Source organism: Parahaliea aestuarii, assembly GCF_008064635.1.
In the GTDB taxonomy this organism is placed as follows: Bacteria; Pseudomonadota; Gammaproteobacteria; order Pseudomonadales; family Halieaceae; genus Parahaliea; species Parahaliea aestuarii.
The window spans coordinates 562,004-576,952 of sequence record NZ_VRYZ01000001.1; the positions used below are offsets into that span (position 1 = coordinate 562,004).

The 14,949-nt window shown below is 64.4% G+C and carries 14 protein-coding genes and 1 tRNA gene; 13 read left to right on the forward strand and 2 right to left on the reverse strand.

The features are described 5' to 3' along the window. Positions 1-62: 62 nt before the first annotated feature. From flhB to FVW59_RS02580, 6 genes are all read left to right on the forward strand, one after another. Positions 63-1,220 carry a flagellar biosynthesis protein FlhB gene (gene flhB / locus FVW59_RS02555; RefSeq protein ID WP_148062650.1) on the forward strand — a complete coding sequence of 386 codons (1,158 nt, stop codon included), beginning with the start codon at positions 63-65 and terminating at the stop codon, positions 1,218-1,220. Then, positions 1,217-3,298 carry a flagellar biosynthesis protein FlhA gene (flhA, locus tag FVW59_RS02560; protein WP_148062651.1) on the forward strand — a complete coding sequence of 694 codons (2,082 nt, stop codon included), beginning with the start codon at positions 1,217-1,219 and terminating at the stop codon, positions 3,296-3,298. The genes flhB and flhA overlap by 4 nt, the downstream gene beginning before the upstream one ends. Beyond that, entirely contained in the window at positions 3,295-5,406 is a 2,112-nt protein-coding gene (gene flhF / locus FVW59_RS02565; RefSeq protein WP_148062652.1) for a flagellar biosynthesis GTPase FlhF, read from the forward strand. Before flhA ends, flhF begins: the two co-directional genes overlap by 4 nt. Then, positions 5,403-5,858 carry a hypothetical protein gene (locus FVW59_RS02570; protein ID WP_148062653.1) on the forward strand — a complete coding sequence of 152 codons (456 nt, stop codon included), beginning with the start codon at positions 5,403-5,405 and terminating at the stop codon, positions 5,856-5,858. The genes flhF and FVW59_RS02570 overlap by 4 nt, the downstream gene beginning before the upstream one ends. A 131-nt stretch (positions 5,859-5,989) precedes the next feature. Then, entirely contained in the window at positions 5,990-6,697 is a 708-nt protein-coding gene (locus FVW59_RS02575; protein WP_148062654.1) for an RNA polymerase sigma factor FliA, read from the forward strand. A 131-nt stretch (positions 6,698-6,828) separates the two neighbouring features. Beyond that, positions 6,829-7,173, forward strand: a complete 345-nt coding sequence (locus FVW59_RS02580; RefSeq protein ID WP_148062655.1) for a hypothetical protein — start codon at positions 6,829-6,831, stop codon at positions 7,171-7,173. 8 nt (positions 7,174-7,181) lie between these two features. Here FVW59_RS02580 and FVW59_RS02585 read toward each other — a convergent pair whose 3' ends face one another. Both FVW59_RS02585 and FVW59_RS02590 read right to left on the reverse strand, forming a co-directional pair. Continuing rightward, on the reverse strand, positions 7,182-7,823 hold the full coding sequence (locus tag FVW59_RS02585) for a response regulator (protein WP_148062656.1): 642 nt from the start codon (positions 7,821-7,823) through the stop codon (positions 7,182-7,184). Next, entirely contained in the window at positions 7,820-8,947 is a 1,128-nt protein-coding gene (locus tag FVW59_RS02590) for a sensor histidine kinase (RefSeq protein ID WP_148062657.1), read from the reverse strand. Before FVW59_RS02590 ends, FVW59_RS02585 begins: the two co-directional genes overlap by 4 nt. A gap of 169 nt (positions 8,948-9,116) precedes the next feature. Here FVW59_RS02590 and FVW59_RS02595 point away from each other — a divergent pair, with 169 nt between their 5' ends. The 7 genes from FVW59_RS02595 (at position 9,117) to nusA (ending at position 14,891) form a co-directional block, all read left to right on the forward strand. After that, positions 9,117-9,839 carry a hypothetical protein gene (locus FVW59_RS02595; RefSeq protein WP_148062658.1) on the forward strand — a complete coding sequence of 241 codons (723 nt, stop codon included), beginning with the start codon at positions 9,117-9,119 and terminating at the stop codon, positions 9,837-9,839. Between the two features lie 80 nt (positions 9,840-9,919). After that, positions 9,920-11,017 (forward strand): 4-hydroxyphenylpyruvate dioxygenase, encoded by a 1,098-nt coding sequence (gene hppD / locus FVW59_RS02600; protein WP_148062659.1) that lies wholly within the window; start codon positions 9,920-9,922, stop codon positions 11,015-11,017. 16 nt (positions 11,018-11,033) lie between these two features. Next, positions 11,034-11,567 carry a VOC family protein gene (locus FVW59_RS02605; protein ID WP_148062660.1) on the forward strand — a complete coding sequence of 178 codons (534 nt, stop codon included), beginning with the start codon at positions 11,034-11,036 and terminating at the stop codon, positions 11,565-11,567. A gap of 25 nt (positions 11,568-11,592) precedes the next feature. Further along, complete coding sequence (locus tag FVW59_RS02610; protein ID WP_148062661.1) at positions 11,593-12,588, forward strand: fumarylacetoacetate hydrolase family protein; 996 nt, start codon at positions 11,593-11,595, stop codon at positions 12,586-12,588. Between the two features lie 136 nt (positions 12,589-12,724). Beyond that, a tRNA-Met gene (locus FVW59_RS02615) sits at positions 12,725-12,801 on the forward strand. A gap of 111 nt (positions 12,802-12,912) precedes the next feature. Beyond that, positions 12,913-13,377, forward strand: coding sequence for a ribosome maturation factor RimP (rimP, locus tag FVW59_RS02620; RefSeq protein WP_148062662.1), 465 nt, complete (start codon positions 12,913-12,915; stop codon positions 13,375-13,377). 20 nt (positions 13,378-13,397) lie between these two features. Then, positions 13,398-14,891 carry a transcription termination factor NusA gene (gene nusA, locus FVW59_RS02625; RefSeq protein ID WP_148062663.1) on the forward strand — a complete coding sequence of 498 codons (1,494 nt, stop codon included), beginning with the start codon at positions 13,398-13,400 and terminating at the stop codon, positions 14,889-14,891. Positions 14,892-14,949: the final 58 nt, after the last annotated feature.

Consider the following 14,949-nt stretch of genomic DNA (forward strand, 5'->3'; position numbering starts at 1 on the left):
TTCGGCGGCGGGCCTCAGTGACGACAATGGGCGGCGTTCATTAATACTGCCCACTGTCCCCTATGGCTGACGATTCCAGCGACCAGGAAAAAACCGAAGCCGCCACCCCCCGGCGCCTGGAAAAGGCCCGCGAAGAGGGGCAGGTGCCGCGATCCCGCGAACTGGCCACCTTTATGTTGCTGCTGGGCGGCGTGGCGGGCCTGTGGTCGATGGCCTCGGTACTGGGGCCCCAGCTCGGGCTGGTGATGGAGCAGTCGCTGCTGTTCGAACGCCGCCAGGCCTTCGAGCCCGGCCCTATGGTCATGTCGGCCGCCACCCTGGTCGAGCACACCCTGATGGCGCTGATTCCGCTTTTTCTGGTGCTGGCCCTCCTGGCGCTGGCGGCGCCGATGTTGCTCGGCGGCTGGTCGATGAGCGCCAAATCCCTGAAGCCGCAGTTTTCCCGCCTGAACCCGATCAAAGGCCTGAAGCGCCAGTTTTCCAGCCAGGCCCTGGCCGAGCTGGGCAAGGCGATCGCCAAATCCGTGCTGGTGGGCTGCGTTGCGGTCTGGTTCCTGCACAGTCGGCGCGGTGAGTTCATGGCGCTGATGGACTTCCCGGTGGCCGAGGCGGTGGCCTCTGCCCTGCGTCTGGCGGTGACCGCCTGCGCCCTGATGGTGCTGGCGCTGGTGCTGGTGATCGGGCTGGATGTGCCCTACCAGCTCTGGAGTCACGCCAAAAAGCTGCGCATGAGCAAGGAAGAGATTCGTCGCGAGCACAAGGAAACCGAAGGTGATCCGCAGCTCAAGGCGCGCATACGGGCCCAGCAGCAGACCGTGGCGCGCTCGCGCATGATGAGCAAGGTGCCGGAGGCCGATGTGGTGATCACCAACCCTACGCACTATGCCGTGGCCCTGCGCTACGACGAGGCGCGGATGTCCGCGCCGCGGGTGGTTGCAAAGGGCGCAGATGCGGTCGCGGCGCGGATTCGCGAACTGGCGGCAGAGCACGGTGTGCCCCTGCTGGAGGCGCCGCCGCTGGCGCGGGCGCTGCACCGCCACGTGGACCTGGATCGAGAGGTACCCACGGGCCTCTATACCGCCGTGGCGGAAGTACTGGCCTGGGCCTTCCGCCTGCGACGCGTGCGCGAGGAGGGCGGGCTGGAACCGGATGCGCCGCTCGAATTGCCGGTGCCGCTGGAGCTCGAAGTGCCGGCCGCGCAAGAGGACAGTGAATCATGAACGGACTCGGCCGTTATACCAGCGCAGTGCGCTGGCCGGAGCGGGAGCAGATGCAGGTATTGGCGGGGCCGCTGCTGATTTTGCTGGTCATGGCCATGCTGATCCTGCCGCTGCCGCCCTTTGTTCTGGATCTCTTCTTTACTTTCAATATTGCGCTGGCGGTCATGGTACTGCTGGTCAGCATGTTCACCCTGAGTGCGCTGGAATTCGCTGCCTTCCCCGCGGTACTGCTGTTTACCACCCTGCTGCGACTGTCACTGAACGTCGCCTCTACCCGCGTGGTATTGATGGAGGGGCACCAGGGCGGCGCCGCCGCGGGCCGGGTCATCGAGGCCTTCGGCCAGTTCCTGGTGGGGGGCAATTTCGCCGTGGGCTTGGTGGTGTTCCTGATTCTGGTGGTGATCAACTTCATGGTAATCACCAAGGGCGCCGGGCGCATCGCCGAGGTGGGCGCGCGCTTCATGCTCGATGCCATGCCCGGCAAGCAGATGGCGATCGATGCCGACCTGAACGCGGGCCTGATTGGTGAAGAGGAGGCCCGGGCGCGCCGCACCGAGGTGGCTCTGGAAGCGGACTTCTACGGTTCGATGGACGGCGCCAGCAAGTTCGTGCGCGGCGACGCGGTCGCCGGCTTGATCATTATGTTCGTCAATATCATCGGCGGCCTGTTGATTGGCATCGTGCAGCACGACATGTCCTTTGCCGATGCCGGCAAGACCTACACCCTGCTGACCATCGGCGATGGCCTGGTGGCGCAGATCCCCGCCCTGGTGATCTCCACCGCGGCGGGCGTCACCGTATCCCGTGTCAACACCGATCAGGACGTGGGGCAGCAGATGATCAGCCAGTTGCTGATCAACCCCAAGGTACTGGCGCTGTCGGCGGCCGTGATGGGCTTGCTGGGCATGGTGCCCGGCATGCCCAACCTGGTGTTCCTGCTGTTCACCGGCACCCTGGGCGGCCTGGCCTGGTGGCTGTCGCGCCAGCGCGACGACCGCATTGCAGAGGAACAGATCAACGACGGCCCGCTGCCCACGGCCGAAGTGCCGGAGGCGAGCTGGGACGACGTCGAGCTGGTGGACATGCTGGGCATGGAAGTGGGGCATCGCCTGATTCCGCTGGTGGATCACCGCCAGCAGGGGGAACTGCTCGGCCGCATAAAGAGCGTGCGCAAGAAGTTCGCCCAGGAGATTGGCTTCCTGCCGCCGGTGGTGCACATCCGCGACAACCTGGAGCTGGAAGCCAACCGCTATGTCATTACCCTCAAGGGCGCCGAGGTCGGCCGTGGCGAAGCCTTCCCCGGCCAGTGGCTGGCGATCGATCCCGGCCAGCTCACCGGGGAAGTGGCGGGTACCGTCACCCGCGACCCTGCCTTTGGCCTGCCGGCGGTGTGGATCGAGGCCGGGCAGCGCGAGCTTGCCCAGGTCTACGGCTACACCGTGGTGGATGCCAGCACCGTGGTCGCCACCCATCTCAATCACCTGCTGCTGCAACACGCCGCCGAAATGCTCGGACGGCAGGAAGTGCAGCACCTGCTGGACAAGCTCGGCAGCGGCAACAAGGCGCTGGTGGAAGATGTGGTGCCCAAGCGGGTGTCCATGACCACCCTGCAGCGCCTGCTGCAGCAGCTATTGCAGGAAGAGGTGTCCATTCGCGACCTGCGCACCATTCTCGACACCCTGGCGGAGCAGGGCGGCGATGGCGAGCCCGACGAGTTGCTGGCCCAGGTGCGGATCGCCCTGGGGCGCGCCATTACCTACCAGTGGTTCCCCGGAGACGAGACCCTGCACGTGATCGGTCTGGACAGCGCCCTGGAACAGGTGCTGTTGCAGGGGGTTGCCAGTGGCGATGCGCTGGAACCGGGCCTGGCGGAAACCCTGATGAATGAAGCACAGGCGACGCTGGAAGCCCAGGAGCAGGCCGGCGATCCGCCGGTGCTGGTGGTGCCTCCGTCACTGCGCCTGCCGCTGGCGAAATTCCTGCGCCGTCGCCTGCCGCAGATGGCGGTGATGTCGCAATCCGAAATACCCCATGAACGCAGTGTGAGGATGACCAGAATGATAGGGGCTCAAGCATGACCGTGAAGCGTTTTGTCGGTACCAGTAGTCGTGAAGCCATGCGCCAGGTAAGGGCGGTACTGGGTGAAGACGCGCTGATCATCGCCAACCGGCCCACCGATGCCGGCATTGAGATCCTCGCCATGGCCGACGGCGAGGCGGGCGGCGCAGAGACAGTCAGCCTGGCGCCCAAGCCGCGCTTGCAGGCCGTAGAAACCAGCACCGCGGGCGCTGTCGATACGGCGAGCCTGCTGGCATCTCACGAGCGCCTGTTGAATGAAGTACAGGCCATGCGGGAAATGCTCGACGCGGCCCGGCCTCCGCAACCGGTCGAGGTGGATACCCCGGACGAAGCCGGAGAGCAGCAGTACAAGGACCTGCGCAGCCGTCTGCTCGGTGCCGGCTTCGGCGCCGGCCTGGCAGAGGATATCGCCGCCACCGCCGGCCCCGGCCTGACGCCCGGGGCAGCCACCGATACCTGGCTGGTGCGACAGCTACAGAACCGCCTGCGCACACCGGCCGATGCGGTTGCCGAACTGGAAGAGGGCGGGCTGCTGGCCCTGGTCGGCCCCACCGGTGTCGGTAAAACCACAACCGCGGCCAAGCTCGCCGCGCGCTATGCCATGCGTTACGGCTCCGGCGATATCGCCCTGGTCAGCGCCGACCACTACCGGGTGGGTGCACGCGACCAGCTCAAGGTGTACGCCGACCTGCTGGGTGTGGCCATGCATGTGCTGGCACCCGGCGAATCGCTGGCGGACCTGCCGCAGGACATCGCCAGCAAACCCCTGTTGATCGTCGATACCGCCGGCATGGGCCAGCGCGACCAACGGCTGCGGGAACAGATGCAGCAGCTCGCTGGCGGTACGCGCCCGGTGCGCGCGGTGCTGATGGTGAATGCCTCGTCCCAGGCGGAGACCCTCGACGACACGGTGGTGGCTTATCGCGAGGCGGCGCGCAGCGCAGGCGTGGAGATCGTCAACGCCATTGTCAGCAAGCTCGACGAGGCGCCCCGTCTGGGGCCAGCTCTGGCCACGATCATGCGCCACAACCTGTGTCTGCACTTCGTGGCTTATGGCCAGCGTGTGCCCGAGGACCTGGCGCCTGCCGCCGCCGGCGAGCTGATGAGTGAGGCACTGATGGCCAGCGCGTCGCCAGAGGATGAAGTGGCCGGCGCTCGCGATCCGCTGGATCGCGGGCTGGCGCTGCAAAGCGTGTGGCAACAGCTGAGCCGGGAGTTGGGGGAGCTGGATTCCCTGCAGCGGGTCTGGGGCGGCGAAGCGGCGGCGGCACTTGCCGAGGCACCGGCCGCAACGCGCTTTCTGGTACAGGGGCGCGATGCCACAGAAGACTTTCTGGCCCTGGATCGCGGTGGTCTGGCCCTGCTGTCACCGGTCGCTGCCGGGCCTGCACGGCAACTGCCGCAGCGGGCGGAGGGCTGTGGCCTGATGCTGTCGAAATTACCCGATAGCCACTCTGCACTGATGCTGCTGGAACGACAGATTCCCTGGCTGGTAGCGGCATCGCACCAGAGTCGGGTGTACTGCGAAGGTCAGCGGATGCCCCTGTCCCAGCTCTGGTCCCGCGCCGAGAGCGCCGGAGCCATGGCGGTGAACTTCCGCGCTCGCGAAGTACAACTGCGCCTGCACACGGTAACCGTGTACGCCGCTCCCGGTGGCCGTCGCCGCCGTTGCAGCGTGCGTCTGCGGGCTTGTCTGGGCGAGTTGCGCAACCTGGATACGGGCGCTGTGGTCGGAAGACGCTACTGGCTGGCCCCGGCGGAACTGCACGCCGATGACTGTCGCGCCCTGTTGGCGCAGCAGATGTTTGCAGAGACCTTCTTTGCGCTCCGGCGCAAGGCGTCTGATCTGCTCGGTGAACGCCTGCCGACCTGGCGCGGGCAGGCCGCGCGCCTGCACTGTGTGGCCCACGGCCTTGCCGCTTTGGCATGCAGACTGGATGGCGACCACTCCGAGTGGGCGCTGGATGTGCGGGCACAGTTGCTGGCGCTGGATGGCCGTACCCGCCGCCGCTCACCTCAGCTGTTGTTACAGGCCCTGCTGCAGTTATTCGGTCAGCGCGAGGCCCTGCGCAGGCTGGCACTGTCACTGCCCGCCGGCAACGCATGATCGACGGCGACCAGGCGGAGGGCCTGCGCCGCTGGGCCAAAACACTGTCTGTCGAGCCGCCATCCCACGCAGCCCCGCGCACCCTGATGGTGTTGGGGCTGGACTGTGACAGCGGCAGCCAGCGGGTTACCCGGGTGCTGCAGCACTGGCAGGCACAGGGCTACGACTGGGTCGGTGATCCCGCGCGCTGGCGGGTGCGCCCGGTGCGGGCCGACGACGCCCGTCTGCCGGCGCTGGCGGCACTGCACCAGCGCTGGGGCCTGTGGGTGGACGAAGGGCCGGAAGGTATCTGCCGGGCTTTCGCGCAGTTGCGCGGGCTCAGCGGGAAAGCCGGCCCCAGGCACCTGCTGGCTCTGCATCACCCGCACATGCCGCGCCGCGGCAGGCTGGAGAACCTGCGCCGCGCGGCGCTGGAGCGCTGCGGCGTAAAACTGCTGCTGATCAAGGCCTGAGGACAGGTTTTGTAAGGCTGGAATAGAGCCTTGCAGATTGCCCTAATCGCCGCATGGCCGGCCGGCAACAGGGGGAATAATAGACTCTGGCGGCACTGTCGCTAACGGTCAAAAAGGCAAGCACTCGGGCTATGACATACACTGCACAGGGTAAAATTTCACAGGAAGCACTGCTGGAGGAGTACCTTCCGGCGGTGCGCCGCCAGGCACTTTCACTGCAGGTGCGTCTGCCGGCGGGCGTCGATATCGACGACCTCATCCAGGCGGGCATGCTGGGCTTGCTGGACGCGCTGGGGCGCTTCGATCCCAACGCCGGCACCGCCTTCCTTCCCTTCGCCAACGCCCGTATACGCGGCGCCATGATCGACGAGCTCCGCTCCCGCGACTGGCTGCCCCGCAGCGTGCGGCGCCGGGCGCGGGAACTCGACAGTGTGATGCACCAGCTCGCCCAGGAACTGGGCCGTCCGCCGCAGGAACGGGAAGTGGCGCAGGCGCTGGGTATCTCGCTGCAGGACTATCAGCAGCTGCTGGGCGACATCAATAACGGTTTTCTGCTGCCCTATGAAGAGCTGGTGGTAGAGGATGGCGAGCCGGAGGACAGCGCGCCCAGTAGTCGTTCCCCCTTTGGCGCCCTGCTGGAAGGCGAGCGGCGGGAGCAACTGACCGCTGCGATCGACGCGCTGCCGGAGCGGGAGAAGCTGCTGATGGGCCTCTACTATCAGGAAGAACTCAACCTCAAGGAGATTGGCGCGGTGCTCGGGGTCAGCGAATCCCGTGTGTGCCAGCTCCACAGCCAGGCTATCAGTCGCCTGCGTTCGCGGCTGCTCGACGCCGACTAGTTCCAGCCTCAAGGTTTTCTTCCCGCCGCCGATAGAACTGTCGACGGCGCGGTACGGCTGCGGGAGTGCATTAATCCCGTGGCGCCGGGATCCTCGCTGTCTCCCGAAGCCCCAGATTCCCAGGAGAAGACATGAAAATGCAAATTCGCCAATCCCGCATCGCCGGCACCGGCTGCGCCGCGCTGGCGCTGGCTGTTTCCCTGATGACTCCCAAGGCACTGGCCTGCAGTGAGCCAGTGTTCAGTGCCAGCATCCCCGACGGCAAAGCCGCATCGGAATCGGAAATGGCCGCAGTGCAAAAAGCCGTCAAGGACTACGTCAGCAGCGGTGAAGCCTACATCGCCTGCCTCGAGGACTCCGGTTCCAGCGGCTCGCCCACCTACATCAAGAAGCGCAATGAGACCATTGATGGCATGGAGCGGGTGGCAGCCCAGTTCAACCGCGAGCTGCGCCAGTTCCGCAAGAACAGCGGCTGATCGCCGGGTCAGAGCAAGTCGCGCTCGATGGCCAACAACACGGCGCGGGTGCGATCGCGAACCCCCAGCTTGGCCAGCAGGGTGGACACCTGGTTTTTGATGGTGCCTTCTGACTTGTGCAGGGCCAGGGCGATTTCGCGGTTGCTGTAGCCGCCAGCCATCAGGCGTAGCACGGCCTGTTCCCTGGGACTGAGCGGCTCCGGTTCCGCTGGCGCCTCAAAGGTCGGCGTCACTCCCCGCAGGCCGCTCATGATGCGCTCGGTAACTGCCGGCTGAATCAGGGTGTCTCCCCTGTTTACCGTGGCGATGGCCTCGACCAGGGTTTCCAGGGAAACGTCCTTGAGCAGGTAGCCCTGGGCGCCGGCGGCCAGAGCGTCCAGCACCAGCTGGTGATCGTCGAAGGTGGTCAGGATAATCACCGGCAGGTGACAGCCACTGGCGCGCAGAGCGCGCAGCGCTTCGATACCCGACTGACGCGGCATACGGATATCCAGCAGGATGACGTGCGGATGGCAATCCGCCACGGCGGCAGCGAGCTCGTCGCCGTCGGCGGCTTCGCCTGCCACATGCACCTGATCCGACAGTGCCAGCAGACTGGTGATGCCCTGGCGCACCAGGGTCTGATCGTCCACCAGCAATACGCGGATCACGCCTGATCTCCCGGTAATTGCACGCGGGTCTCAAAGCCCGCGGGCGAAGCCCTGAACGCGATATGTCCATCCAGCGCGGCGACCCGCTCGCGGAGTCCGCGCAGGCCGTTCCCGGGTTGGACCGGCGGAGTACAGGCGCCGTTGTCGCCAAGGCGCAGGTCGAGGCCGCCGTTTGTCTCCATCAGCTCAATGCTGAACAGGGTGGCGCCGGAGTGGCGCAGGCTGTTGGTGAGACTCTCCTGGACACAGGCCAGGATGGTTTCCGCTACCGCCAGGTCGGTGGGATTGGCGGTCACTTTCAGATCTACCTGCAGGCGCGGGATGTTGCGCGTCAGCGCCACCAGCGCCTGGTGCAGGTCGAGCCCGCTGTGCTCGCGCAGCTCCGACACGGCTTCGCGTACGTCGCTTAGCAGCAGACCGGCGATGGCGTGGCAGCGTTCGATGGTGTCGCGCACCTCGCCCTCACTCCTGCGAGCGGCGACCTGCAGGTGCAGGGACAGGGCGGTAAGGTGGTGGCCGAGCAGGTCGTGGATGTTGCGGGCAATGCGGGTGCGCTCCGACTGGCGACTGGCCTCGTTAAGCAGGGTGCGGGTCGCCTGCAGTCTGCGATTCAGTTCGTCGGCGGCCTCCCTCGCGCGCCGCTCCTGCAGGGCGTTGTTCATGGTGATCATGGCAAACAGGTTGAGCGCCCAGAACAGCAGGGCGTTCAGCAGGCTGTCCTCCTGCTGCCAGTAGTCGCGGTAGACCAGCCACAGGGGTAGCGACAGCAGCGGTGACAGGCACAGGGCCAGCCGCAGTGGCAGGAAGTAGGGCAGCAGGGCGCACCACACCGCCATCAACACGCCGGTGAAACCGAAGGGCACCGTGAAGTACAGGGCAACGACCAGCGCGTACAGACCGCTCATACCCGCCGCCCGGTAGTGGCGACTGCCCTGTATTTCGCTGTGGGACAGGGCCAGGAACAGCGCGAGAAAAGCCAGGTACAGGAAGCCGGCCAGCAGTACCCGCCAGTGCCAGGGCTGCAATTGCAGCAGCAGGAAGTAGAGGCTGGTGCTTGCCACCAGGCCCCAGGTCAGCACTGCGCTGGCGCGATCCAGGCCAAATTCCCGCAACCATTTCGGCACCTGACTCTCCCTTCTGGTCTCTGACTGTGGCTCTCGCTTCCAGCTTAGGGCGTAGGCAGGCACCACGACAATAGGCCGGAAGTCACGATTGGATGGGTGACTTCCGGCACTGATGCTCGCACGGGGCTTGATCTATCGTGGCCCCGACTGACTGACAGGAGCGGCAAACATGTCGACCTTACATTCCTCTTTACTCTTTGTGCACGTGGCCCTCGGCGCTGCCGCGGTAGTGCTGTTCTGGGGGCCGCTGGTGACAGCCAGGGGCGGATACTGGCACCAGCGCACCGGGCGCTGGTACGTCTCCTGTATGGTGGGGGTGAGTCTGAGTGGCGCTGTGATGAGCGCCCTCGCGCTGGCCTGGCCACAGCAGTGGCTGGGAGGAGCGCCCGACGTGGCACAACTGGCCCAGGCGCGTGACACCTACCTGTTCCTCGGCTACCTCAGCCTCCTGACTTTTACGACTGTCAGCCACGGAGTGGTGGTGCTGCGGGCCAGGGAGCAACGCCAGCAGTTGCGGCGCTGGCGGGTGCTCTGCTGGCCCACACTGCTGGTGCTCGCTGGCGTCGCCCAGCTTGTGCGCTTTCTGGCCGCCGGCGGGCTGTTGCCGGGCATCTTCGGGGCCCTGGGTATATTCCTGGGGCTGCCGATGCTGCTCTACTGCCTGCGCGCCAGCGTGCCGCTGGGCGAGTGGCGACTGGAACACCTTGGGGCGATGCTCGGTTCCGGGATCGCCGCCTATACCGCCTTTCTCGTCTTTGGTGCGCAGGCACTGTTCGAAGTCCGTGGCGGGCTGGCGATGTCGGTGTGGTTTGCGCCGGGCCTGGTTGGCGGCCTGGCTATTGCGCTGCTCCGTCGCCGCCATCGTCGACGGCGCGGGGCAACCCAAATATAGTTGCAGTTGTAACTAAATGTTGCGACAACTATACTCCCGGCACGACCAACAACTCAGTGCCGCAGTGCGGGAGGCAAGCAATGGCAGATCTTTTCGACAACCCCATGGGCCTGGATGGCTTTGAATTCGTGGAATTCGCGGCGCCCGAGAAAGGCATACTGGAACCCGTGTTTGAAATGATGGGCTTTTCCCGGGTGGCGGAGCACCGCACCAAGGATGTCAGCCTGTGGCGCCAGGGCGATATCAACTTCATTACCAACTACGAACCCAAAAGCCACGCCTGGTACTACGCCCGCGAGCACGGTGCCGGCGCCTGCGGCATGGCCTTCCGGGTCAAGGACGCCACCCTGGCCTACCGTCGCGCGCTGGAAAACGGCGCCCAGCCCGTGCATGTGGAAACCGGGCCGATGGAACTGCGCCTGCCGGCGATCAAGGGGATTGGCGGGGCCACCCTCTACCTGATCGACCGCTACGAGGAAGGGCAGAGCATCTACGATATCGACTTCCACTGGCTGCAAGGCGTGGAGCGCAAGCCCGTCGGTCACGGCTTTCACACCCTCGACCATCTCACCCACAATGTCTATCGCGGGCGCATGGATTACTGGGCTTCCTATTACGAGGACCTGTTCAACTTCCGCGAAATCCGCTACTTCGACATCAAGGGTGAATACACCGGCCTGCTGTCCAAGGCGATGACAGCGCCGGACGGAAAAATCCGCATCCCCCTCAACGAGGAGGCCAAGGGCGGCGGCCAGATCGAGGAATACCTGATGGCCTATAACGGCGAGGGTATCCAGCACATCGCCTTTGCCTGTGACGACCTGCTGGCCTGCTACGACAAACTCAAGGCCGCCGGCCTCGAGTTCATGCCGGCACCGCCGGACACTTACTATGAGATGCTGGACGAGCGCCTGCCCGGACACGGCGAACCCGCCGCAGAGCTGCAGCGGCGCGGTATCCTGCTGGATGGCACCACCGAGGGTGGCCAACCGCGTCTGCTGTTGCAGATTTTCTCCGCCAACCTGCTGGGGCCGGTGTTCTTCGAGTTCATCCAGCGCAAGGAGGACGAGGGCTTTGGCGAGGGCAACTTCAAGGCCCTGTTTGAAAGCATTGAACGCGACCAGCTCGCCCGCGGCGTGATCGGCGGGGATGCCAACGAAGAGAAACAGGCCGGTTGAGCCGGGAGGCGCTGCCATGAACATTCGCAAAATTCATCACGTGGCCTATCGCTGTCGCGATGCGAAGGAGACGGTGGACTTCTACAAACGAGTGATGGACATGGACCTGGTGCTGGCCATCGCCGAGAATGAAGTGCCCTCCACCGGCGCGCCGGACCCCTACATGCACATCTTTCTCGATGCCGGCATGGGCAATGTGCTGGCCTTCTTCGAGTTGCCCAACTCGCCCTCCATGGGGCGCGACGAGGCGACACCGGAGTGGGTGCAGCACATCGCTTTTGAGCTCGGCTCGGTGGAGGAACTGCTGGCGGCCAAGGAGAAGATCGAGGCCGAGGGCCTGGCGGTGGTGGGGCCGACGCACCACGGCATCTTCAAATCCATTTATTTCTTTGATCCCAATGGCCATCGCCTGGAACTGGCGGCGAATATCGACCGACCCGGGGATCTGGAGAAGTTGCGGGAAGTGGCGCCGGCGATGATCGATGAGTGGTCGCGCACCAAAAGGGCGCCGCGCCACGCCGCCTGGCTGCATCAGCGCCAGGATGACTAATGCATAGAGAAGAGGGAGATTCACAGTGAAACTCGCATCAGTGAAAGCGGGGCGCGATGGCGCCCTGGTAGTGGTATCGCAGGACCTGGGGCGCCAGCTGCCGACGGGCATGACGCTGCAGGACGCGCTGGATAACTGGGCCGATACACGGCCCGTCCTGCAAGACCTCTGCGGGCGCGTCAATGCGGGGGAGGGTGAACCCTTCGACGAGTCGGCCTGTGCCTCGCCGCTGCCGCGGGCCTACCAGTGGGCTGACGGTTCCGCCTACGTCAATCACGTGGAGTTGGTGCGCAGGGCTCGCGGTGCCGAGATGCCCGAGAGTTTCTGGAACGATCCGCTGATGTACCAGGGCGGGTCCGACACCTTTCTCGGGCCGCGTGAACCCATTGTCATGGCCAGCGAGGACTGGGGTATCGATTTCGAGGGCGAGATCGCCGTGGTGACCGGCGATGTCCCGATGGGCGCCACGGCCGCGCAGGCGGCGGAGGCCATCCGTCTGGTAATGCTGGTGAACGATGTGTCCCTGCGCAACCTGATTCCCGCCGAGCTGGGCAAGGGCTTCGGCTTTTTCCAGTCCAAGCCCTCCAGCGCCTTCAGTCCGGTGTGTGTGACGCCCGACGAACTGGGGGATGCATGGAATGGCGGTCGCCTGCACCTGCCGCTGCTGGTGTCCTACAACGGCGCACTCTTTGGCAAGGCCAATGCCGGCGTGGACATGACCTTCGATTTCCCCACCCTGGTTGCACACGCGGCGAAAACCCGGCCACTGGGGGCGGGAACTATCATCGGTTCCGGCACGGTGTCCAACAAGGACGCCGACGGCAGCCCGGGGCGTCCCGTCGCGGCGGGCGGCCTTGGCTACAGCTGCATTGCCGAGATTCGCATGATCGAAACTATTGAGGGCGGCGCGCCGCAAACACCGTTCATGCGGTACGGTGACAGGGTGCGCATTGAGATGTGCGACGAGTCCGGGCACTCGATTTTCGGTGCGATTGAACAACAAGTGAGCGCCCCGCAATAAAACCTGAAATTAGTTGGGAAAGCCGGTTGACCACCATGGGGGCCGTACCTATAATGCACACCCTCGAATTCAGGCAGCAGCAGTAACGCGGCCTGAGGTGAAGTGCCAAGGGGCCTTCACGGCGAGGAAGTATTGATGCGGGGTGGAGCAGCCTGGTAGCTCGTCGGGCTCATAACCCGAAGGTCGTCGGTTCAAATCCGGCCCCCGCTACCAATTACGTATCACCCGCTCCTAAATCTAGGTGATACGTTCGAGAAGCCCCTTTTTAGGGGCTTTTTCGTATCTGCGAAAAAGTACCGGCCCTGCCGGTGGGAGCACTTGCCAATGGCGACAAAGGAACAGGAACTCCAGCAGCTGCTGGCGCCCTCTGTGGAGGCGCTGGGCTACGAGCTGTGGGGTATCGAGTACCTGTCACAGGGCCGTCATACAGTATTGCGTGTCTATATTGAGAGCGAGCAGGGCATTGGCGTGGAAGATTGTGCCGATGTCAGTCACCACGTCAGCGGTGTGCTGGACGTGGAAGACCCGATCGCCGGTGAGTACACCCTGGAAGTGTCCTCCCCGGGAGTGGATCGCCTGCTGTTCCATCTCGAGCAGTACCCGGCCTACGTCGGCGAGTGGATAGAGTTGCGTTTGCGTCGGCCCTTCGATGGGCGCCGCAAATTCAAGGGAACCCTGAAGGGAATCGAGGGCGAGGACGTGGTGGTCCAGGTGGATGACCACGAATACCTGTTGCCCCACGGCGCAATCGAGAAAGCGCGTATTCAACCCCGCCTGGGCGGGCAGTGATCGAACAAGCGAGGCTTGAGATGACGAAAGAAATCCTGATGGTGGCGGAAGCCGTCTCGAACGAGAAAGGTGTCTCGGAAGACATCATTTTCGAGGCGATTGAGCTGGCACTGGCAACAGCGACCAAGAAGCGCTACGACGAGGAAGCGGACATTCAAGTCACTATCGATCGCAAAACCGGCGACTACGAGACTATTCGTCGCTGGCTGGTGGTGCCCGACGACGAGATGGCCCTGCTGGGTACCCAGTTCACCACTGAGGAAGCTGCCGAGAAAGACCCGAATCTCAAGCCCGGTGATATTTTTGAAGAGCAGGTGGAGAACGTCGGCTTTGGCCGTATCGCCGCCCAGACCGCCAAGCAGGTTATCGTGCAGCGTGTGCGCGACGCCGAGCGCGCCCAGGTTGTCGAGCAGTACATGGATCGCGTTGGTGAACTCGTGGCGGGTACCGTCAAGAAAGTGACTCGTGACAACGTGATTGTGGACCTCGGTAACAACGCCGAGGGGCTGCTGCCCCGCGATCAACTGGTGGGCCGTGAGACCTTCCGCGTCAACGACCGCGTGCGCGCCGTGCTGAAGGAAATCAGCACTGAGACCCGCGGTCCGCAGCTTATTCTGAGCCGGGCCTGTCCGGAGATGCTGATCGAGCTGTTCAAGATCGAGGTGCCGGAAATTTCCGAGGAAGTCATCCAGATCCGCGCTGCGGCCCGCGATCCGGGTTCCCGCGCCAAAATTGCGGTAAAAACCAATGACCAGCGCATCGACCCGGTGGGCGCCTGCGTTGGTATGCGCGGTTCCCGCGTGCAGGCGGTGTCCAACGAACTGGACAACGAGCGCGTGGACATTGTGCTGTGGGATGACAACCCCGCCCAGCTGGTGATCAACGCCATGGCCCCGGCCGAAGTCGAATCCATTGTCATGGACGAGGACAGCGGCACCATGGATGTAGCGGTGTCCGAGGACAACCTGGCCCAGGCCATCGGCCGCTCCGGCCAGAACGTGCGCCTGGCCAGTGAGCTGACCGGCTGGACCATCAACGTGATGAGCACCGAGGAAGCGGCCGAGAAACACGAGGCCGAATCGGGCGAAGTCATCCAGGCGTTTATGGATCAACTGGATATCGACGAGGAAGTCGCCGAAATCCTGGTGGAAGAGGGCTTTACCACCCTTGAGGAAGTGGCCTACGTACCGCTGGAAGAAATGGTTGCGGTAGAAGGCTTTGACGAGGACATTGCCGAGGAATTGCGCGCTCGCGCCAAGGATGCACTGCTGACACAGGCTATCGCATCCGAGGAAGAGCTGGGTGCCAATGAACCTGCCGAAGATCTGCTGAACATGGATGGCATGGATCGCCACCTGGCCTACATCCTGGCCAGCCGCGAAGTGATCACCATGGAAGATCTGGCGGAGCTCGGTGTGGAAGACCTGATGGATATCCCGGAAATGACGGAAGAGCGCGCCGGTGAATTGATTATGACCGCCCGCGCACCCTGGTTTGCGGAAGAGGCCGAGTAAGACCACAGAGAAAGTGGCACGGCATTGGGCAAACTGGGAAACGGGATTTAAGGAGATT